The organism is Mesobacillus harenae (assembly GCF_013343715.1).
Lineage (GTDB): Bacteria > Bacillota > Bacilli > Bacillales > Cytobacillaceae > Mesobacillus_A > Mesobacillus_A harenae.
In genome coordinates, this window is record NZ_JABUNR010000003.1 from 280,697 (window position 1) to 299,524 (window position 18,828).

Below are 18,828 nucleotides of genomic sequence, written 5' to 3' on the forward strand. Positions count from 1 at the left end.
ACTAATGTGCTGCGCGCCCCTTAATGGGGACGCGCAACCTGTATTTACATTGTAAATACGCCTACATATTGCAGACTAAGTTTTTTGGGGACTTGCGATGATTAGAAGGAGTGAAGAATAGTGGCTACAGATAAAGTTTTTCCAATGACACAAGCTGGTAAAGAGAAACTTGAACAAGAATTAGAACAATTAAAATCAGTAAAAAGAAAAGAAGTAGTAGAACGAATTAAAGTCGCCCGCAGCTTTGGTGACCTCTCTGAAAACTCTGAGTACGATTCAGCGAAGGAAGAGCAAGCGTTTGTTGAGGGCAGAATTACTACGCTTGAAAACATGATCCGCAATGCGAAAATTATTGAAGAAGATGCTATCAGCGGAGACTCAGTTTCGCTTGGCCGTTCGGTTACTTTTGTTGAGCTGCCAAATGGGGACGAAGAAACCTATACTATTGTAGGAAGTGCTGAAGCTGATCCGTTTGAAGGGAAAATTTCAAACGATTCGCCGATTGCCAAGAGTTTAATTGGGAAAAAAGTCGGTGACCAGGTTTCTGTACAAACACCTGGCGGGGAAATGAGCGTTAGAATTACATCGATTAATTAGGATTTCCTTTATTTATAACTAAAATGTTTGAATTTCCCGCACCTCGTCAACACTCTTGACGAGGTGTTTTTTATGTGGAAAAAACGAGCAATTTTCTGTACGTCCCTATGTTTCCTTGTTTTGGCTGTTTTATTTGCAAGGCTAGTCCAGATTCAGCTTGTGGATACTAAATCTTTTTCTAAGCACAATATAAATTTATTAGAATCGAGTGTAGAACAACGATCCCAGTCAATGGTTGTTGATAATGGCAGAGGCAAATTTTTAGACCGGCATGGAGAGCCACTAACCTTCGAAAAAATTCCCGTTCTTATCTTATTTCCTTTTTTAAAAAAGATTGATTGGCCTGCTGCCGAAGTTGCGAGAACTATAGGAGTTTCTGAATTTAGGCTTATGGAAGCAGTGAAAGCTGCTAAGAATCCATTTGCATATGGAGAACCTCAGCCTGTGGTGCTCACAAAAATTCAAATGGAAAAGATAAACTCTTTAAAAATCCCTGGTGTGTTTGCAGTAGAGCAAAAATATGATGTTAAAAAAAATCCGGCTGAACAGTTGTTAGGGATTGTTGGTGAAAATGAAAGGATGATACTAAAGCGGCACCCAGATAAACAGCTCCCCCCGCGCACATTAATTGGATTATCTGGACTTGAGGAGTCCTTTGATGAATTTCTGTTAGCAGAAGGCAGCAGCAAGCTTGTTTATCACGTTGATGGTGAGGGAGCACCTTTATTTGGCATTAATGTAAAGTATGTGGAGCCTGGCAATCCTTTCTACCCAATAAACATAAGGACAACGATTGATAAGAAGCTGCAGGAAGCAGCCGAGCAGCTGGCCGATACACATGCTATCAAATCAGGAGGCCTAGTTTTGCTTGATATCGAATCAAACGCCATTCTGGCAATGGTATCACGACCATCGATTAATCGGAAAGATCCATTTGCCGATTCTGGTATAAATAACATGATGTTAAAGCAGCATGCACCTGGTTCAGTTTTCAAAACTGTGGTTGCTGCAGCAGCAATCGACTACAATTTGGCTGATCCAATGCGGAAATTTGATTGCGACAGAAAAATAAACGGAGATCCTGACCTCGAGTTTCAGCATGGTAATCTGACTTTTTCAGAGAGCTTTGCAAGAAGCTGCAACAGAACCTTTGGAGAGCTTTCGAAAGAGCTGAAGGAGATTGATGAGAATATATTAGAAGAGTATGCAGCGAAATTATCATTAGTAGGACAGACGGGCTGGGAAGGTGATGTTTTCCACCTTTCTGATTTTAAACAGCTGCCAGGGGAAGATAAGGGCAGAGTATTTGCAATAGAAGAAGCTAAGAAGGATGATAATTTTGCAGCTTTGTCGGGGATTGGACAGCATGAGGTCAGGGTCACACCACTCTCAGTAGCAAATATGATGGCAACAATAGCAAAGGCTGGAAAAAAGGAAATGGTCAGGGCGGCTACAGCGATTGAATATCAAAACGGTACAAGCTTGGTGGCTTTTGATAAAAAAGATCTTGCAGGCGACTCGCTTGCTCCATATACAGCGATGAAACTGCAGCAGCTGCTCCGTGGGGTCGTCGTGAGTGAAAATGGGACAGGCAGATGGTTCCAAAATCTCCCTTATGAGGTAGCTGGCAAATCAGGAACCGCAGAAACTGGGATTTTTATAGATGATAAGCAGCTTCATAACAAGTGGTTTGCTGGCTATTTTCCATATAAGAACCCTAGGTATGCCCTTGTAACAGTTAACCTTGGAGTTTTTGGGAATGAAGGAGCTGTTAACCCTCTATTTGCAGATATGGTCGATGTTATATTTAAGTACGATCAGGAGAACGGGTTATGAAAGGATAAGATATAAATTCTTTCCTGTTTGCATAAAGTCATGGTAGAATGTTGACAACCTTATTCAGGGAGGAAAGCGCCGTGAGAAACGACGATTATGGAAATCTAGACGAAGGGTCCCGCATCAAAAAGCGGGCAAAGAGAAGAAAAACCAATATTATTTTAAATAGCTTGATAGTAATTGTCCTATTATTGATAATCTTCGTATCTTCCAGGATTTTCTTTGGGACTGACGAAAACACAGCCGATGACAGTCAAGTGGCAGCTGAAAATATGAAAGATACAGCTTCGAAAGATACCTCGGAATCGGATAAAACAGACAATGACAGTGAAGATTCGGGACAGACTGAAACTGGCTCCAATCTTGAGGGAGATGGGAGCAGCACCTCGGATGACAGCAGTACAAGCGAGCCAGTCGTTTCGGATGGTGGAAGCGATTCAAACGTTAAGCAAACAATTGTTAACCCAGACTGGAAACCAGTTGGCACCACTCAGACAGGTGAACATATATCTAGTTCAGATCCTAATTCGGCCGATTGGAAGGAAAAGGAGCTGGCTCTGTCCCATGGAGCTGGAATTGACCACGCGAACATGACTGTTTGGTGGCTGGAAAGCAATGGAGATCCTAATAATGCAATTGGGACCATCTCTGGAAAAGGCAGTGACCAAACCTACCGTGTCTACATCGAGTGGGTAGATGGACAGGGCTGGAAACCAGTTAAGGTTGAAGAACTTATTGAAAATGATAAAAAATAGCTCTTTAAAGCCCCGATAATTTTCGAGGCTTTTTTTTATTAATTTCCGGTATCCAAACTAGATTATGGTTATGAATATCCTCAGGGTTTCGTCTTAGAGTAAGATCTCCCTCAATGATCCCCCAGAAGGAAATCAACCCCACCATACCAAGTATTTTTTAATATCTAGAGAGCTTATTTTTTCGCCTACAGGGCTTGTTTGCTTAACAGTGTGGAATGTGGAATGTGGAATGTGGGGTGTGTGCAAGACCAAACGGACCGGGCGATTATGCCCGGTCCGTTCTTGTGTTATCAATCCGCTCTAAGACTATTTGGCTTTTGATTTAAAATGTACGACGGCAGAATAATAGCAGCGGCCGTTTTCATCTACATGCATCTGATGCGAAACAGAATGAACACGTAATAAAATAGCCCGATTAATTTCAATTTGTTGATTAATCTTCTTTTCTAGCTGGCTAAGTTGAGGAGCTTCAAAAAACTCTACTTTATCTTCAATTAAGTCGAAATTGAGCATACATCATCTAATCCTTTCCGTGCGCTGTCTACTATCTCATTGTATGTATGTAGATGAAAGGAATCAAGTTATAGTTGATTCAGATAGAGTCAATATGGTAAATTTAGAACAAGTTAATTTTTAATTCATACTATACTTATAGGATTTATTAGAATAACAATGGAGTGTGGTCAAAATGGGTAAAGAGTTTATAGAGCTTTTTGATAAGTGGGCTGATACGTATGATTCTTCAGTAGTAGGCCATGATCCTGAATATAAAGATGTTTTTTTACATTACGATCAGATTCTAACAGAAGTAACAAATCGGGCACAGGGAACCGTATTGGAGTTTGGCCCGGGAACAGGGAATCTTACCCTAAGACTTGCTGAAAAAGGGCTGAAAGTTATTGCAGTTGAACCATCCCCTGCAATGAGAAAGCAGGCAGAAGTGAAGCTTGGTTCAAAAGCGTTGATTTTAGAAGGTGATTTCTTTAATTATCCAACAAATCTGGCTTATAATACGATGGTGAGTACTTATGCTTTTCATCATTTAACTGATAAGGAAAAAGCAGAAGCGATAGCCAGCTATGGAAACCGTCTTGCCCAAGGTGGTAAAATAGTTTTTGCGGATACTATGTACGAGTCTGCAGAAGCTTATAAAGAAGCCATCTCAACTGCCTTGTCGAAAGGATTTAAAAACCTCGCGGAAGACTTACAAAGAGAATATTACACTACTATTCCCGTTTTAAAGGATATTTTGGAGAAGAACGGGTTTACAGCAAGCTTTCAGCGCTGCAATGATTTTGTCTGGCTGATGACAGGTGAGAAAAAGGAATAGAAAGAGGTATACACAGTATGAAAGTTGCAATAATTGGTGCAATGGAAGAAGAAGTTACCCTGTTAAGAGAAAAGATCGAAAATCGCAGACAGGAAACAATCGCAGGATGCGAATATACGATAGGCCTGCTTGGAGAAACAGATGTCATTCTCCTGCGTTCTGGAATCGGAAAAGTAAACGCAGCAATGTCTACTGCGATCCTGCTTGAAAGGTTTCAGCCTGATTATGTAATTAACACGGGATCAGCAGGCGGATTCAATCCAGCATTGAATGTTGGCGATGTTGTTATCTCGTCGGAAGTTCGCCATCATGACGTTGACGTTACAGCCTTTGGATATGAATACGGGCAAGTCCCTCAGTTGCCCGCTGCATTTATTGCAAATCCTTTATTGATTGAAGCGGCAGAATCCTCTGCTCAAGACATAACAGATGTCCGGACCATAAAGGGCCTAATTGCTACCGGAGATTCTTTCATGAATGATCCTGGCCGTGTAGAATATATCCGTGACAAATTTACGGATCTGCAGGCAGTTGAAATGGAGGCGGCTGCAGTTGCTCAAGTGGCATATCAGTTTAAGACACCTTTTGTCATTATACGATCTCTTTCGGATATTGCCGGCAAAGAATCAGATGTTTCTTTTGAACAATTTTTGGAAAAGGCAGCTGTTAACTCCGCAAACCTAGTGTTAAAGATGGTGTCTTCTTTAGTAGATAATCAATAATTTCCCATAAGGGGGAAGAAATTTTGAATATATACAAAAGCGTCCATGACTTAATAGGAGAGACGCCGATAGTTGAATTAACCAAGTTTCCGATTCCTGATGGAGTCAGACTGTTCGCCAAGCTGGAGTTCATGAATCCAGGAGGCAGTGTTAAAGACCGTCTTGGCATGGAATTAATAAAGCAAGCCTTAGAAACTGGAGAATTGAAGCGTGGTGGAACCGTCATTGAACCTACGGCAGGCAATACGGGCATTGGGCTAGCTTTGGCAGCACTTCAGGCAGATGTAAAGGTAATTGTTTGTGTTCCTGAGAAATTCAGCATTGAAAAGCAGGATTTGATGAAAGCTCTTGGAGCAGAAATTGTCCATACACCCACAAGTGAAGGAATGAAGGGGGCCATACAAAGGGCAGAGGAGCTGCTTAAAGAGTATCCAGAGGCTTATTGTCCCCGGCAGTTTGGTAACCCGGCTAATCCTGACACATATTATAAAACGCTTGGTCCTGAAATCTGGAAACAGCTGGATGGGAATGTGAACATATTTGTAGCAGGAGCCGGTACAGGCGGAACTTTTATGGGAACGGCCCGCTATTTAAAAGAAAAAAATGAAAAGATAAAGACCGTTATTGTTGAGCCAGAGGGCTCGATTTTAAATGGAGGAGAGGCCGGTCCGCACAAGACTGAAGGGATAGGCATGGAGTTTCTGCCTGATTACATGGACTCTGCCTATTTTGATGCGATTCATACAGTCTCTGATCAGGATGCTTTCGAACTGGTAAAAGTAGCGGCTGCCAGAGAAGGGCTGTTGATGGGCAGTTCATCAGGGGCTGCATTGCATGCTGCCTTGAAGGAAGCGGACGTGTCTCCTCCGGGTACGAACATCATTGTTATTTTTCCAGATGGAAGCGAACGATATCTCAGCAAGAAAATTTATGAGGGAGGTATTTAAATGAGAAGAAAAACTAAGCTCATCCATGGTGGCATATCTGGCGATCCTTTAACAGGAGCGGTCAATGTACCGATCTATCAAGTCAGTACTTATAAGCAGGACGGCGTAGGGAACTTTAAAGGATTTGAATATAGCCGAACAGGAAATCCGACTCGCCATGCGCTCGAGGAACTAATTAAGGATCTTGAAAACGGTGAAGCGGGATTTGCTTTTGGTTCGGGAATGGCAGCAATTACTGCTGTCATGATGCTCTTTAACAGCGGCGACCATGTTCTGATGACAGACGATGTGTATGGAGGTACATATCGGGTGATGTCAAAGGTGCTAAACCGGTTTGGAATCGAGAGTACATTCGTAGATACGAGCAAACTTGAGAGTATCGAGGAACATATTAGGCCAAATACAAAAGCACTTTATATCGAGACACCGACAAACCCATTATTAAAAATTACCGATATTGAAGCAGCTGCAGGCATTGCTAAAAAGCATAGCTTGTTAACAATTGTTGATAATACATTCTCTACACCTTACTGGCAGACACCGCATGATCTCGGAGCAGATATTGTGCTTCATAGCGCAACGAAGTACTTAGGCGGACACAGTGACGTTGTAGCAGGTTTAGTTGTTGTAAACAGCCCGGAAATGGCAAAAGATTTACATTTTGTTCAGAATTCTACTGGAGGCGTTTTAGGACCTCAAGATTCTTGGCTTTTGATTAGAGGAATTAAGACACTTGGAATCCGAATGGAAGAACACGAAAAGAGCACTCGTAAAATTGTTGAGTTTCTTCAAAAACACCCTGCCGTTAAAAAGGTATTTTATCCAGGAATTGAATCTCATCCAAATCACGATATTGCCAAAAAACAGGCAGGCGGTTTTGGTGGAATGGTGTCATTCGACGTTGGCAGTGAAGAAAACGCTGATAAGCTGCTTGAAAAAATTAAATACTTCACTCTGGCTGAAAGCCTTGGTGCTGTAGAAAGCTTGATTTCAGTTCCAGCAAGAATGACTCATGCATCCATTCCAAAGGAGCGTCGGGCAGAGCTGGGAATTGGAGATGGACTGGTAAGGATCTCAGTGGGTCTTGAGGATGCGGATGATCTAGTGGAAGATATTGATCAAGCACTAACAAAATAGAAAAGTATCGAGGAGGGCAGATAAACTGCCTCCTTTTTTAAATTCCATTGCTAGTAGTTCATTAACCAGCCTCCCAAAAATTACATTCGGCTTTACCATCTTTGTTGTGGTAAAGTAGTCTTGTAGTTTTTAAGAAAAGCGCAGGTGATAATTAATGGAAGCGAAGCACACTTATGAAAAAATGATAGACTTTAAAAATTATGCAACCGTATTATTAGCTGTGGCTGTATTTTTCTATATAGGTGTTATCATCCCGTCAACTTTCCAAGTGATGTCGGATGTCTATATTTCTATAGGTGCATCAACTGTGTTTATTACTGGTTCAATCTATTTTTTCTTTCAATCTAAAGTTTTACGCAAAAAGCTCGCTGATATGGAAGACGGCGAAGAATACTTGATGAAAAAGTAAACGTCCATTACCAGGGCGTTTTTTTTTATATAGTTTTCACGATGGAATGTGAATGCATGTTCGAAAAGTGAATTTCATAGCTAGTTAAAAAAATTGTGCAAGTTAACCGTGGAGTATTAACTGAAAATTACAAATGTATATCCAGCAGAAAAAAATGGTAAAAATCATTTACAAAATTGGAAAAAGTGGATATAATTACCACTGTAAGATAATTTGGAAAAAGGAGGTCGAATGATATGATCACAAACACATTTGGAATTGCAATCGAAATTAAATATAACAAATGTACGTATTCGACCGATAAGGACTGGATTATTTAGACATTCTAAATTATATTATCCATGCCGCAGGAAGAATCGTCTCCTGCGGCATTTTTATGCCTATTTTTAGCCGCAGGAATTCCTGCGGCTTTTTTGTGGGTAAATTGAAGGAGGTGAAATGGGATGACTTTAAATATATTATTTTTTACAGTAACAATTAAGAAACGTAAAATGTCAGCAGAAGAAGCTGTGCATGAGCAAATGGTAAACGAAATACACGAAAAGAATAAGGATCGTCAGTTTTCTTTATATCGTCCGTTTTAATCTGTGAAAGCAAAAAATACTTATGAAAGGTGGTTGGAACAATGATTGTTTTAATGCTTACACGACAAGCTTGCTTATGGGTGGAGAAGGATACCACCTAGGAGGAAATAGAATGTCACTTCATGTCTTACTGCTCACGGTTATTTTTAAAACGAAAGCCAGAAGTTCAGATCATAACCGTTAACACAATGTTCACATCCTTAATCATATTTACTTTGTAATTGTGATAAATTTAAATCAAATATTGCCTTTTAAAAGGGGTGTGAAATCATGTTTGCGATTGTAATGGGATTCGTGGTTTGTGGAGCGATTGGCTGTATTATTGCTGCTGAAGTCAGTGTGGAAAATTAAATTAAAACAAAAAGAGCATGGGCCATTGTTTGTTGGGTCCCATGCTCTTATTTTGTTATACACTATCGGGTCAACTGCGATCTTCAGCAGTAAAGCTAAGCTTATCTGCGTCTGTTTTTAGGCCGGAACCACAACAAGGTAATTAGTGCAGCAACAGCTAGAAACAAACCGAAACTTTTTAGAGAGAATCCTTCAAAAATTGTTTCGGCAAGCAGGTTCAAGAAAACAATGAGAAAAATCAAGCCTAATATTATCTTTTCATAATCCATAAAAACAACCCCATAGAATTCATATGGCTATTATTCTACCCGATGTCATTTTAGCTGTCCATAGCTTCTAAATGAAAAGAGGCCATTAATGGAACCCCTTGGAAACTGGAAATATTTTTCTAAATATAATTAGATCAGGACAGACACGAACATCGTTTTCTGCTCATAGGAATTAATAATAGGCAATAGTCCTAATAAGCGGGGGTGTTAATCATGTCTGGAATTCTTACGGCACTCGGTTACTTAGTAAAAGAGATTATTTTTCTTGTCTCTTATGTGAAGAACAATGCCTTCCCTCAGCCATTATCAGCTGCTGACGAAAGGAAATATCTCCGTTTAATGGCTGAAGGTGATGGCCATGCACGTAACATGCTGATAGAGCATAATCTTCGCCTTGTCGCCCATATAGTTAAAAAGTTTGAAAATACGGGTGAGGATTCAGAAGATTTAATCTCTATTGGGACGATTGGTTTAATTAAAGCCATTGAAAGCTATTCGGAGGGTAAGGGCACCAAGCTGGCGACCTATGCGGCAAGATGCATTGAGAACGAGATTCTTATGCATTTAAGAGCTCTCAAGAAAACAAAGAAGGATGTTTCTCTTCATGACCCAATTGGACAGGACAAAGAAGGGAATGAAATATCGTTAATTGATGTTTTGAAGTCGGAGTCTGAAGATGTTATTGATACGATCCAGTTAAGTATGGAGCTGGAAAAAATAAAAGAATATATTGATGTTTTAGACAAAAGGGAAAAAGAAGTAATTATCGGCCGATTTGGACTCGACCTTCAGAAAGAAAAAACACAGCGTGAGATTGCTAAAGAATTAGGTATATCCAGAAGTTATGTTTCACGAATAGAAAAACGTGCCTTAATGAAAATGTTCCATGAGTTTTATAGGGCGGAAAAAGAAAAAAAGAAAAAACAAAACTAAGGAAAGACAGTTTACGCTTTCCGTTTTTAATTAAGATTTAGAAGCAACTTGTTTCCATTCTTTATAAGCCATGCACCCGTGGAGAGTCCGAGGAATAAAGTAAAATTGTGTTAAAACAACCACGGAGGTATGGAGATGGCAAATAAAAAGACTTTAGCGTGGCACGAAACCTTAGAACTTCATGAGTTAGTTGCGTTTCAATCATTTGTATTAATGAAGCTGAAAAAAAGCCTTGGTGAAATTCAAGACCCTGATCTTCACTCATTATATACGTTTTCCATTCAAGCGTTGGAAAATAACTTACGAGAATTGCTCAAGTTTTACCCTGCAGCACCAGGTTTCGATGGCGGACAGCGAGCAGATACAGCATTTTTCGCAGGGGACCTACTGGCAGTGGCTAAGACTGCAGTAAGGAATTATGCAATTGCTATTACAGAAACAGCAACCCCTGCACTTAGAGCGGTTCTGAAAAAGCAGCTGAACTCAGCAGTAGACTGGCATGCTAGAGTATATACTTTCATGTATAACAGGGGATTGTATCCGTCTTATGATATAAATCAGCTATTGATGAATGATTTAAAAATTGCTCAAAAGGCATTAAAAGGTTAACAAAAAAGCTGTACTTCCCGAGTTACAAGGGAAGTACAGTTTAAATTATCATAACAGGAAGCCTGCTGACACAGACAACTGAGCTGTAATCAAAACAGAATGCAGCTAAAAGCCCAGACACTGAAGGGCTAATTTACATAAAATATAAAAAAGGAGCGAAGGAGGTAGAGATATGTCTTACGGATATTATTATCCGTATACATGGCCTGCAGCCTACCCAGCACCAGCACCAGTTCCGGCAAGCAGCGGGCCATGGTACGCTTTATTTATTGTCCTGCTTATCATAGTATTGATTTTTGGAGGCTGGTGGTATTTTAGATCCTACTGAATGGGCTTGTGCTTAAAGCATAGGCCTTTTTAGTTTTGTTGACCAAAATAGAGATGGTTATATGGAAATATCAAGAATTGAGAAGATGTATCTTTATCTGATGGTCAAGCTACAAACCGCTTTTTTAATTACATACCGCCTTGAAAGGAAATATTGGTAAATCAACCGGAATCTTTGATAAATACTCACAGGAACCCTGAGGTATATTCTTGAGGAATAAGACCATCTTCTGGCGGCAAAGCTTCTTTTAGTTGATTATTTCTAAAAAATTGTTGTTTTTGTATGAGTGGTGACAACACTGTCCTTCCCGCGAAAAGCCAGCATATGGAAGCGGAAACCCATGACTGTTTGTTATCTTTAGCGTTAACCCTATGTGAAAAAATAATATTGCCTACTTTGAAATTTTTTTCTTTTGAGGGAGATAAAGAATTCTAATAGTACATTACAGACTAGGAATGTTATAATATCACTCGTGGAATCTATTATGGCCTGATTACGAGGCTTATGATTAAAAAAAGCATAATGAATCATTTTACTGGAGAATAGACTCTTTGTCTTTGGCACAATGTTATATTACGGAGGGAAGTCCTTGATTCAACGCATAGTTTATCGAACTCTAATCGAACTGACAAATGGGAAATGGTCTTCTGTATTGTTGCAAAGGTTTGCAACTTCTAAATACAGCAGGTTGTTGGTCCCGTCCTTTGCGAAAATATATAAAATCAATCAGGCAGAAATGGAAAAACCTATTCAAGATTATCCAACCTTGCATGACTTTTTTATTAGAAAGCTGAAACCAGGCGTTCGCCCAGGGGATGACAAACAGGCAGAGACTGTCCTTAGTCCTGTTGATGCAGTCATCGAAGATATAGGCCAAATTGAGCCTGAATATAGAGTTACTGTAAAGGGAAAAGTTTATTCAATTGAAGAAATGCTTGGTGGAATTGAAGCGGCCGACAAGTACGATAAGGGGACCTATATGGTTTTGTATTTAAGCCCCAGCCATTATCATAGGATTCACAGTCCGGTCACAGGAAAGGTATTCTCCCAAAGGTCATTGGGAAGCAAATCTTACCCGGTAAACAAAATGGGCCTTAAGTATGGAAACAGAACCTTAGCTAAGAATTTCCGAACCATAACTGAAGTCGAGCATGAATTTGGCAGGATGGCTATTGTGAAGGTTGGTGCAATGTTTGTAAACTCAATTGAAACAACCCATGAAGGGGACCGCCTTGTAAAAGGGAGTGAAATGGCATATTTCACTTTTGGTTCTACTGTTGTTTTATTGTTTGAGAAGGATACCTTTAGCTTAAAGCGCGGACTGGAAGTTCCAGTAGAAATAACTGTTGGAGACGTTCTGGGACATTTTTCGACTAAATAGCAGATAGTGTAAGCGCAGGAAGAAGCCTGCGCTTTTCACTTTTCTCGGCGGAGGCATGGAACAAAAAAAAGCCCAATGGGCTATGTTTTTTTAAGATGAAACTTTGATTTGCTGAGATAATGACCGCCGGTGAATTTCAGTTTCAATTAAACGTATAAACTCTAAGCTAAGATTAAGTTCTCTTGCCTTATAGTACGATTCAATTAGCAGTTCATCCGATAATTTACGCATTCAGTCATGCACCTCCAATGTAAAATTAATCGTTCTAACCTTAATATCTATACATATACTGGTAAGTCATATTGTTGTACCCTTACTTTAGCAGAATTACATGAAACGAACAACCGTTCTGTTATCCACAGGTGATAGTGGATAACCTGTGACTATTTTGTTTATAACTAGTACAATAATAGATTAGACAAGGTGTATAATGTGCATAAAGTTATCCACAAGCAAGAGGTGCTAGAAATTTGTCGAAAAGTTTTAAGAAAAATCAGCTTTTTAAACGTGTGAATTTTATAACAGATGGTGGAGTGTATTTTAGAAGAATGACTAGAAATAATAATAGAGAATATCTTTGAAATCGGAGAATTAAACAGGTTTGTTTTGAAAGAACGGATAAAATTGGTTATGATGTTAACGTTAAATCAGTTAATGAGGTGTAAAAATATTGCTAAATAAATTTTTGCCTGACCAGCATGTTAAAAGTATTTTTGATATTAAGCCGGAAAGCTTAAAAGCAAAAGGAATAAAGGGGATCATAACCGATCTCGATAATACTTTAGTTGAGTGGGATCGTCCAAATGCGACACCCAAACTAATTGAGTGGTTTGATGACATGAGGAAGAATGAGATCCTGGTAACGATCGTTTCTAATAATAATGAAAGACGGGTAAGAGCATTTTCAGATCCGCTTCACATTCCGTTTATTTTTCAGGCTAGAAAACCGATGGGCCGTGCCTTTCGAAAGGCGCTTAAACAGATGGGCCTACGGAAAGAGGAAACGGTTGTTATTGGAGACCAGCTTTTAACAGATGTCCTTGGCGGTAATCGGAGCGGATTCCATACAATCCTTGTTATCCCCGTAGCTCAAACAGATGGCTTTTTTACAAGATTTAATCGTATGGCTGAACGAAGGATTTTGAACTGGTTCCGTAAACAAGGAAAGTTGAATTGGGAGGACTAAGCTTTGGATGACCAAGAATTTGCATGCACAGGATGTGGAGTAAAAATCCAGACCGAAGAGAAGGAAGCTGTTGGTTATGCACCTCCATCCTCTTTGGAAAAGGAAGTAGTGGTATGTCAACGCTGTTTCCGATTAAAACATTATAATGAAGTTCAGGACGTTGATTTGACGGATGATGATTTTTTAAAAATTCTCAATGAAATCGGTCAAAAAGATGCGTTAATTGTAAAAATTGTTGATATCTTTGATTTTAATGGAAGCTGGCTGCCGGGCTTGCACCGATTTACGGGGAAGAATAAGGTACTTTTGATAGGAAATAAGGTAGATCTTCTTCCCAAATCTGTTAACCCTAATAGATTAAAAAATTGGATGCAGCAGGAGGCAAAAGAGCTTGGATTAAGACCAGAAGAGGTGTTTTTAGTTAGTGCCGCTAAAGGACATTTTATCGCAGAAGCAGCGGCTTTAATTGATGAATACCGTGATGGAAAGAATGTCTATGTAGTAGGCTGTACAAATGTCGGTAAATCTACTTTTATTAACCGAATTATCAAGGAGGTTACAGGGGAAGGAGATATCATTACTACATCTCACTTTCCAGGTACCACGCTTGATATTATTGAGATTCCTCTTTCAGATGGAAAAGCACTTATTGATACACCGGGAATTATTAACCATCATCAAATGGCCCATTTTATTGATAAGCGGGACTTGAAAATCATTACACCCAAAAAGGAAATCAAACCGAAAGTTTATCAGTTAAATGAAGGACAAACTCTGTTCTTTGGAGGACTAGCCCGTTTTGATTATATAAGTGGAGGGCGAAGATCCTTTGCATGCTATCTTTCAAATGAACTGACGATACACCGCACTAAATTGGAGAACGCAGATACGCTTTATGAAAACCATGCCGGTGAGTTACTGACTCCTCCCCGTGTCGAGCAAGTTGAATCATTTCCAGAGCTAATCAGGCATGAATATACGATCAAAGAAGCAAAAACGGATGTCGTGTTTTCAGGGCTTGGTTGGGTGACGATCAATGAACCAGGCGCTAAGATTGCTGCGTACGTTCCAAAAGGCGTCCATGTTCTTCTTAGAAAGTCTTTGATTTAATCGGTTGGTTTAAAAGGAGAGGATCTAGTGAAAAAATTATATGGAGTCATTGGGGATCCGATTAAACATTCGATGTCACCTGAAATGCATAATCAGTTGTTCCAATTATATAGAATAGATGCTGCCTATGTTCCTCTTGAAGTGAAGGAAACCAATTTAGCAGATGCAATTAGAGGTTTCAGGGCTATTGGGGCAGCAGGTTTTAATGTGACAATTCCTCATAAAACAGAAATTATCAAATTTCTTGACAGAATTGACCCACTGGCTGAAGCCATTGGTGCTGTTAACACAGTCGTCAATGAAAATGGAAAGCTGGCCGGATATAATACAGACGGTCTGGGGTTTGTCAAAGGGGTTGGAACCCAGGTTTCTGATTTGAAGAAAAAACGAGCTCTAATTATCGGGGCCGGAGGAGCAGCACGCGCTATATACTTTTCTATGGCAGAAGCAGGGATAACTCAAATTGACATATGCAACAGGACTTCCGGAAGGGCAGAAATTCTTGTCAAAGAATGTCCAATTTCTGTTGAAACAAACATAGTAGACTTTTCAGAGGCGGAAAAGGAATTACAGAGGTACGATTTAGTAATTCAAACCACCTCTATAGGAATGTCTCCTAATATTGACCATAAACCTTTTTCCGCAAGGAATGTTTCAGAGACCGCTTTTGTCAGCGATATTATATACAATCCGCTTGAAACAAGTTTTTTGAGGGAAGCTAAAGAAAAGGGGGCTTCAGTCCAAAATGGCATTAACATGTTTGTATGCCAAGGGGCTTTAGCTTTCGAAAAGTGGACGGGGATCTTTCCAGATACAGAAATAATGAAGGAAACAGTCCAAAAAAGGCTAGGAGGACCTACATGTTAAAGGGTAAACAAAAAAAGTTTTTACGTGCAAAGGCCCATCACTTGAATCCAATATTTCAGGTTGGAAAAGGCGGCGTAAATGATAATATGATTAAACAAATATCTGAGGCTCTCGAAGCTAGGGAACTGATAAAGATCAGTGTGCTGCAAAATAATGATGACGATCGTGATGAAGTAGCTGAGAGTCTTACCAGTGGGACAGGCGCAGAGTTAGTCCAATTAATTGGAAGCACGATTATCTTGTACAAGGAATCTAAAGAAAATAAAGAGATCCAGCTGCCTCAGTAAATTTAAAGAAGGAGGGGCTGCCTTATGGTGAAAAAAATCGGAGTGCTTGGCGGAACATTTAATCCTCCTCATTATGGTCATTTATTAATTGCCAATGAGGTGCTGCATGCTTTTCAGCTTGATGAGATCTGGTTTATGCCTAATCAGGAACCTCCCCATAAACAAAAAGCTTTAGATGTCAGCAATGATGACAGGATTGAAATGCTTAACCGGGCACTGGAAACGAATCCGGACTTTAAATTGATAACAACTGAGCTAGAGCGCAAAGGTGCCTCCTATACGTATGATACAATAAAAATTCTCAAGGGCAGGTATCCGGAGCATAAGTTTTATTTTATTATAGGTGCTGACATGATTGAATATTTGCCCAAGTGGTATAAAATAGAACAATTATTGGAATTAATTGAGTTTATTGGGGTTGACAGACCTGCTTACACGACTAAAAGTGACTTTGATATTCATTATGTACAAACACCAATGATGGAAGTATCATCAAGCATGATCAGGGATCGAGTTTCAGAGGGGAATCCGATCAGATACCTTTTGCCAGAGGAAGTTAGAAATTATATTGAGGAGAAAGGCTTATATGGAACGCAATGAAGCTTTACGGCTAGTAAAAAAACAATTGACTGAACATCGCTATGAGCACACTCTTGGTGTTATGAAAACAGCTATTGATCTGGCTGAAAGATTCGGAGCCGATCCGCAAAAAGCAGAATTAGCAGCCATTTTTCATGATTATGCCAAATTTCGTCCAAAAGAGGAAATGCGGAAGATTATTTTAGAACAAGAAATGCCTGTGGATTTACTTCAATATAATAGTGAACTGTGGCACGCTCCTGTTGGCGCTTACCTTGTTAAAACAGAGGCGGGGCTAACAGATAACGAGACACTGCAAGCAATCCGGTTTCATACATCGGGGCGCCCAGGGATGACTCAGCTGGAAAAGGTTATTTACCTGGCAGATTATATTGAACCTGGAAGGCGTTTCCCTGGTGTTGACGAAGTGAGGAAACTGGCTGAAACTGATTTGCATTCTGCATTAATACAATCGGTTAAAAATACGATCCAATTTTTAATGAATAGAAACCAGCCGGTATACCCGGATACATTTAAAACCTATAATGATCTTGTTAATAACATGGAGGATTGATTGCATGAGCGAGCGAAATATATTGACGGCTGCGGTAACTGCTGCAGACGATAAAAAAGCGGAAGATATTATTGTGTTAAACATGAAAGGAATCTCCCTTGTAGCTGATTATTTTCTTATTTGCCATGGAGGTTCTGATAAACAAGTACAGGCAATTGCTAGGGAAATAAAAGATAAAGCCGAAGAAAAAGGCTATCATGTGAAACGAATGGAAGGTTTTGAAGAGGCGCGATGGGTTCTTATTGATTTAGGAGATGTTGTGGCTCATGTTTTCCACAGGGAAGAGCGGGGTTATTATAATCTTGAACGCCTTTGGGGAGATGCTCCTCATGAGGATATTCAAGGTGAGCTTCAATAATGAGCTACGGCGGCTTTGCCAATCTTTATGATACATTAATGCAGGATATTCCTTATGATGATTGGGTCAGTCTTGTAATGAAACAGTTAGAAACCTATCAAATTACTGGTGGACGCCTGATGGATCTCGCCTGTGGAACGGGAGAGTTATCGATCCGCTTTGCCCAGGCAGGGTTTGATGTAACTGGTATCGATCTTTCAGGAGACATGCTAGCAATAGCACAGTCAAAAACTGCCGATCATAATTTGTCAGTTCAATACTTCCAACAAAATATGGCAGAGCTTGAAGGATTTGACGAACACGATATTATTGGGATATTCTGCGATTCACTCAATTACCTTGAAAAGGAGTCAGACATTGTCTCTACATTTAATGGTGTTTTTCGTCATTTGCGAGACGATGGCCTTTTTATCTTTGATGTCCATTCACTTTATAAAATGAATCATATTTTTATGGATGAAACGTTTACCATGAAGGATGAAAATATTTCCTATATATGGGACTGCTTTCCAGGTGTGGAACCTGACAGTGTAGAACATGACTTGTCGTTTTTCGCTTTAGATAGCTCAACGGGAAAATATAGCAGGATTGATGAGCTCCATTTTCAAAGAACTTTCTCTGTTGAAAGATATTCGAATTGGCTTGAACAGGCTGGCTTCAAGGTATTGGAGATTTCTGCAGATTTTGAATCGAAAGTTCCGGAACCTGACTCTGAAAGAATATTTATTACGGCCAGAAAGAGTAAAGCTAAATAAAATATGAGTATAAGAGCAAAGCAAAAAAAAGAAAGCGAAAATGCTTTCTTTTTTTTTTATTTAAGAAGGAATTTCTATTGCTCATGCAGAAATATCTACTGAGAAAAGTGTGCTCTTGTATTTGAGAGATCTTCTTCGAATTTCAGGTGGGTAGCCTGAAATAAGTGCTCGAATACATCACCAAGCTCCTGTTCTAAAACCTTAATCCCCTCGCCTGTTATACCGCCTTTTACGCATACCTTTTCTTGTAAGGCTGGCAATGTGTAATGTTTTTTACTAAGCAGCTCCCCTAATCCAATCAGCATTTCACTTGTTAATTCAGTTGCTGTCTCCAGATCAATTCTAGTTTCCTTAACCGCCGCTGCAACGAAACGTTGAGCCAAATAGCTGAAAAAAGCAGGGCCGCAGCTGACAATATCAGATGATACCCTTGTAACATCTTCATTTATCTCCAGCGGGACAGAAATCTTTTCAAAAAGACTCCACAACCGATCTCTCCACTGTTTGGAACAGTTTTCTCCAAATGTCATTAATGATACTCCTGCCAGTGCCCTGTTTGTAATGCTTGGAATAATCCGCGCAACTGAGCAATTGGCTACACTTTCAATTTGGCTAGTATTGATTGGACTAGTTATGGAGATAAGACATTTGTCTTTGCTTAAGTAGGGCTGAATGTCTTTTATAACTGTATACACATCATGTGGTTTCACGCAGATAAATATGGCATCAGATGTTTCGACCGTTTCCCTAGTATCTCCAACATGGATCTCTTGATAGGATTTCTGCAACTCATATGCTTTTCCAAGAGTTCGGTTGGTGACTGTTAGTGAAGAAGGGGAAACGGCATTCCCATCAAGCATTGCCTCAGTCAGTATTCTCCCCATATTTCCTGTGCCAATAATCCCGATTTTCAAGTCCCTTCCC

General features: G+C 39.8%; 25 protein-coding genes. 21 read left to right on the top strand and 4 right to left on the bottom strand.

Annotated features, from left to right (window positions below; genetic code table 11):
• The first annotated feature begins 120 nt into the window (after nucleotides 1–120).
• The 3 genes from greA to HRJ06_RS05380 all read left to right on the top strand — a co-directional run bounded on the left by greA (nucleotide 121) and on the right by HRJ06_RS05380 (nucleotide 3,188).
• On the top strand, nucleotides 121–597 hold the full coding sequence (gene greA, locus HRJ06_RS05370; protein WP_174730030.1) for a transcription elongation factor GreA: 477 nt from the start codon (nucleotides 121–123) through the stop codon (nucleotides 595–597).
• Between the two features lie 72 nt (nucleotides 598–669).
• Nucleotides 670–2,433: a peptidoglycan D,D-transpeptidase FtsI family protein gene (locus HRJ06_RS05375; protein ID WP_174730033.1), complete on the top strand. Its 1,764-nt coding sequence runs from the start codon at nucleotides 670–672 to the stop codon at nucleotides 2,431–2,433.
• Nucleotides 2,434–2,513: 80 nt separating this feature from the next.
• On the top strand, nucleotides 2,514–3,188 hold the full coding sequence (locus HRJ06_RS05380) for a YrrS family protein (protein WP_338421054.1): 675 nt from the start codon (nucleotides 2,514–2,516) through the stop codon (nucleotides 3,186–3,188).
• Between the two features lie 306 nt (nucleotides 3,189–3,494).
• On the opposite strand, the gene HRJ06_RS05385 is transcribed toward HRJ06_RS05380, so the two are convergent.
• A complete protein-coding gene (locus HRJ06_RS05385) occupies nucleotides 3,495–3,701 on the bottom strand; it encodes a YrzA family protein (RefSeq protein ID WP_174730039.1) in 207 nt (68 codons plus the stop codon).
• 175 nt (nucleotides 3,702–3,876) lie between these two features.
• On the opposite strand from HRJ06_RS05385, the gene HRJ06_RS05390 reads away from it, so the two are divergent.
• The 6 genes from HRJ06_RS05390 (at nucleotide 3,877) to HRJ06_RS05415 (ending at nucleotide 8,317) form a co-directional block, all read left to right on the top strand.
• On the top strand, nucleotides 3,877–4,518 hold the full coding sequence (locus HRJ06_RS05390; protein WP_174730042.1) for a class I SAM-dependent methyltransferase: 642 nt from the start codon (nucleotides 3,877–3,879) through the stop codon (nucleotides 4,516–4,518).
• A gap of 17 nt (nucleotides 4,519–4,535) precedes the next feature.
• Nucleotides 4,536–5,240, top strand: a complete 705-nt coding sequence (mtnN, locus tag HRJ06_RS05395; RefSeq protein ID WP_174730045.1) for a 5'-methylthioadenosine/S-adenosylhomocysteine nucleosidase — start codon at nucleotides 4,536–4,538, stop codon at nucleotides 5,238–5,240.
• Between the two features lie 23 nt (nucleotides 5,241–5,263).
• A complete protein-coding gene (locus tag HRJ06_RS05400; protein ID WP_174730048.1) occupies nucleotides 5,264–6,187 on the top strand; it encodes a PLP-dependent cysteine synthase family protein in 924 nt (307 codons plus the stop codon).
• Nucleotides 6,188–7,324 carry a bifunctional cystathionine gamma-lyase/homocysteine desulfhydrase gene (locus HRJ06_RS05405; protein ID WP_174730051.1) on the top strand — a complete coding sequence of 379 codons (1,137 nt, stop codon included), beginning with the start codon at nucleotides 6,188–6,190 and terminating at the stop codon, nucleotides 7,322–7,324.
• 154 nt (nucleotides 7,325–7,478) lie between these two features.
• Nucleotides 7,479–7,733, top strand: coding sequence for a YrhC family protein (locus HRJ06_RS05410; RefSeq protein WP_174730054.1), 255 nt, complete (start codon nucleotides 7,479–7,481; stop codon nucleotides 7,731–7,733).
• Nucleotides 7,734–8,176: 443 nt separating this feature from the next.
• Nucleotides 8,177–8,317, top strand: a complete 141-nt coding sequence (locus HRJ06_RS05415; RefSeq protein WP_174730057.1) for a YrzI family small protein — start codon at nucleotides 8,177–8,179, stop codon at nucleotides 8,315–8,317.
• A gap of 452 nt (nucleotides 8,318–8,769) precedes the next feature.
• Here HRJ06_RS05415 and HRJ06_RS05420 read toward each other — a convergent pair whose 3' ends face one another.
• Entirely contained in the window at nucleotides 8,770–8,937 is a 168-nt protein-coding gene (locus HRJ06_RS05420; RefSeq protein ID WP_174730060.1) for a hypothetical protein, read from the bottom strand.
• Between the two features lie 213 nt (nucleotides 8,938–9,150).
• Here HRJ06_RS05420 and sigK point away from each other — a divergent pair, with 213 nt between their 5' ends.
• From sigK to HRJ06_RS05440, 4 genes are all read left to right on the top strand, one after another.
• Entirely contained in the window at nucleotides 9,151–9,870 is a 720-nt protein-coding gene (gene sigK / locus HRJ06_RS05425; RefSeq protein WP_174730063.1) for an RNA polymerase sporulation sigma factor SigK, read from the top strand.
• Between the two features lie 135 nt (nucleotides 9,871–10,005).
• The gene (locus HRJ06_RS05430) at nucleotides 10,006–10,479 is read left to right on the top strand and encodes a spore coat protein (protein WP_174730066.1); all 474 of its coding nucleotides are present in this window, start codon (nucleotides 10,006–10,008) and stop codon (nucleotides 10,477–10,479) included.
• Between the two features lie 172 nt (nucleotides 10,480–10,651).
• A complete protein-coding gene (locus HRJ06_RS05435) occupies nucleotides 10,652–10,807 on the top strand; it encodes a hypothetical protein (protein ID WP_174730069.1) in 156 nt (51 codons plus the stop codon).
• A gap of 592 nt (nucleotides 10,808–11,399) precedes the next feature.
• Nucleotides 11,400–12,188: a phosphatidylserine decarboxylase gene (locus HRJ06_RS05440; RefSeq protein ID WP_174730258.1), complete on the top strand. Its 789-nt coding sequence runs from the start codon at nucleotides 11,400–11,402 to the stop codon at nucleotides 12,186–12,188.
• 90 nt (nucleotides 12,189–12,278) lie between these two features.
• Here HRJ06_RS05440 and HRJ06_RS05445 read toward each other — a convergent pair whose 3' ends face one another.
• Nucleotides 12,279–12,419: a sporulation histidine kinase inhibitor Sda gene (locus HRJ06_RS05445; RefSeq protein ID WP_174730071.1), complete on the bottom strand. Its 141-nt coding sequence runs from the start codon at nucleotides 12,417–12,419 to the stop codon at nucleotides 12,279–12,281.
• A 439-nt stretch (nucleotides 12,420–12,858) separates the two neighbouring features.
• On the opposite strand from HRJ06_RS05445, the gene HRJ06_RS05450 reads away from it, so the two are divergent.
• The 8 genes from HRJ06_RS05450 to HRJ06_RS05485 are packed head-to-tail and all read left to right on the top strand — an operon-like array spanning nucleotide 12,859 to nucleotide 17,904.
• Complete coding sequence (locus tag HRJ06_RS05450) at nucleotides 12,859–13,374, top strand: YqeG family HAD IIIA-type phosphatase (protein WP_174730074.1); 516 nt, start codon at nucleotides 12,859–12,861, stop codon at nucleotides 13,372–13,374.
• Between the two features lie 3 nt (nucleotides 13,375–13,377).
• The gene (yqeH, locus tag HRJ06_RS05455; protein WP_174730077.1) at nucleotides 13,378–14,484 is read left to right on the top strand and encodes a ribosome biogenesis GTPase YqeH; all 1,107 of its coding nucleotides are present in this window, start codon (nucleotides 13,378–13,380) and stop codon (nucleotides 14,482–14,484) included.
• Between the two features lie 27 nt (nucleotides 14,485–14,511).
• Nucleotides 14,512–15,351, top strand: coding sequence for a shikimate dehydrogenase (gene aroE / locus HRJ06_RS05460; RefSeq protein ID WP_174730081.1), 840 nt, complete (start codon nucleotides 14,512–14,514; stop codon nucleotides 15,349–15,351).
• Entirely contained in the window at nucleotides 15,345–15,638 is a 294-nt protein-coding gene (gene yhbY / locus HRJ06_RS05465; RefSeq protein WP_174730083.1) for a ribosome assembly RNA-binding protein YhbY, read from the top strand. The genes aroE and yhbY overlap by 7 nt, the downstream gene beginning before the upstream one ends.
• Nucleotides 15,639–15,665: 27 nt before the next feature.
• On the top strand, nucleotides 15,666–16,238 hold the full coding sequence (locus HRJ06_RS05470; RefSeq protein ID WP_174730261.1) for a nicotinate-nucleotide adenylyltransferase: 573 nt from the start codon (nucleotides 15,666–15,668) through the stop codon (nucleotides 16,236–16,238).
• Nucleotides 16,225–16,791, top strand: coding sequence for a bis(5'-nucleosyl)-tetraphosphatase (symmetrical) YqeK (yqeK, locus tag HRJ06_RS05475; RefSeq protein ID WP_174730086.1), 567 nt, complete (start codon nucleotides 16,225–16,227; stop codon nucleotides 16,789–16,791). The genes HRJ06_RS05470 and yqeK overlap by 14 nt, the downstream gene beginning before the upstream one ends.
• Nucleotides 16,792–16,795: 4 nt before the next feature.
• On the top strand, nucleotides 16,796–17,149 hold the full coding sequence (gene rsfS, locus HRJ06_RS05480; RefSeq protein ID WP_174730089.1) for a ribosome silencing factor: 354 nt from the start codon (nucleotides 16,796–16,798) through the stop codon (nucleotides 17,147–17,149).
• A complete protein-coding gene (locus HRJ06_RS05485; protein ID WP_174730093.1) occupies nucleotides 17,149–17,904 on the top strand; it encodes a class I SAM-dependent DNA methyltransferase in 756 nt (251 codons plus the stop codon). The genes rsfS and HRJ06_RS05485 overlap by 1 nt, the downstream gene beginning before the upstream one ends.
• 95 nt (nucleotides 17,905–17,999) lie before the next feature.
• Here HRJ06_RS05485 and comER read toward each other — a convergent pair whose 3' ends face one another.
• Nucleotides 18,000–18,818, bottom strand: a complete 819-nt coding sequence (gene comER, locus HRJ06_RS05490) for a late competence protein ComER (protein WP_174730096.1) — start codon at nucleotides 18,816–18,818, stop codon at nucleotides 18,000–18,002.
• Nucleotides 18,819–18,828: the final 10 nt, after the last annotated feature.

Excerpts from the sequence above, each read along its gene's own strand:
- HRJ06_RS05375 (WP_174730033.1), top strand. The coding sequence starts at position 670 with ATGTGGAAAAAACGAGCAATTTTCTGTACGTCCCTATGTTTCCTTGTT.
- HRJ06_RS05385 (WP_174730039.1), bottom strand. The coding sequence starts at position 3,701 with ATGCTCAATTTCGACTTAATTGAAGATAAAGTAGAGTTTTTTGAAGCT.
- HRJ06_RS05390 (WP_174730042.1), top strand. The coding sequence starts at position 3,877 with ATGGGTAAAGAGTTTATAGAGCTTTTTGATAAGTGGGCTGATACGTAT.
- mtnN (WP_174730045.1), top strand. The coding sequence starts at position 4,536 with ATGAAAGTTGCAATAATTGGTGCAATGGAAGAAGAAGTTACCCTGTTA.
- HRJ06_RS05405 (WP_174730051.1), top strand. The coding sequence starts at position 6,188 with ATGAGAAGAAAAACTAAGCTCATCCATGGTGGCATATCTGGCGATCCT.
- HRJ06_RS05410 (WP_174730054.1), top strand. The coding sequence starts at position 7,479 with ATGGAAGCGAAGCACACTTATGAAAAAATGATAGACTTTAAAAATTAT.
- HRJ06_RS05415 (WP_174730057.1), top strand. The coding sequence starts at position 8,177 with ATGACTTTAAATATATTATTTTTTACAGTAACAATTAAGAAACGTAAA.
- HRJ06_RS05420 (WP_174730060.1), bottom strand. The coding sequence starts at position 8,937 with ATGGATTATGAAAAGATAATATTAGGCTTGATTTTTCTCATTGTTTTC.
- sigK (WP_174730063.1), top strand. The coding sequence starts at position 9,151 with ATGTCTGGAATTCTTACGGCACTCGGTTACTTAGTAAAAGAGATTATT.
- HRJ06_RS05430 (WP_174730066.1), top strand. The coding sequence starts at position 10,006 with ATGGCAAATAAAAAGACTTTAGCGTGGCACGAAACCTTAGAACTTCAT.
- HRJ06_RS05435 (WP_174730069.1), top strand. The coding sequence starts at position 10,652 with ATGTCTTACGGATATTATTATCCGTATACATGGCCTGCAGCCTACCCA.
- HRJ06_RS05445 (WP_174730071.1), bottom strand. The coding sequence starts at position 12,419 with ATGCGTAAATTATCGGATGAACTGCTAATTGAATCGTACTATAAGGCA.
- yhbY (WP_174730083.1), top strand. The coding sequence starts at position 15,345 with ATGTTAAAGGGTAAACAAAAAAAGTTTTTACGTGCAAAGGCCCATCAC.
- yqeK (WP_174730086.1), top strand. The coding sequence starts at position 16,225 with ATGGAACGCAATGAAGCTTTACGGCTAGTAAAAAAACAATTGACTGAA.
- rsfS (WP_174730089.1), top strand. The coding sequence starts at position 16,796 with ATGAGCGAGCGAAATATATTGACGGCTGCGGTAACTGCTGCAGACGAT.
- HRJ06_RS05485 (WP_174730093.1), top strand. The coding sequence starts at position 17,149 with ATGAGCTACGGCGGCTTTGCCAATCTTTATGATACATTAATGCAGGAT.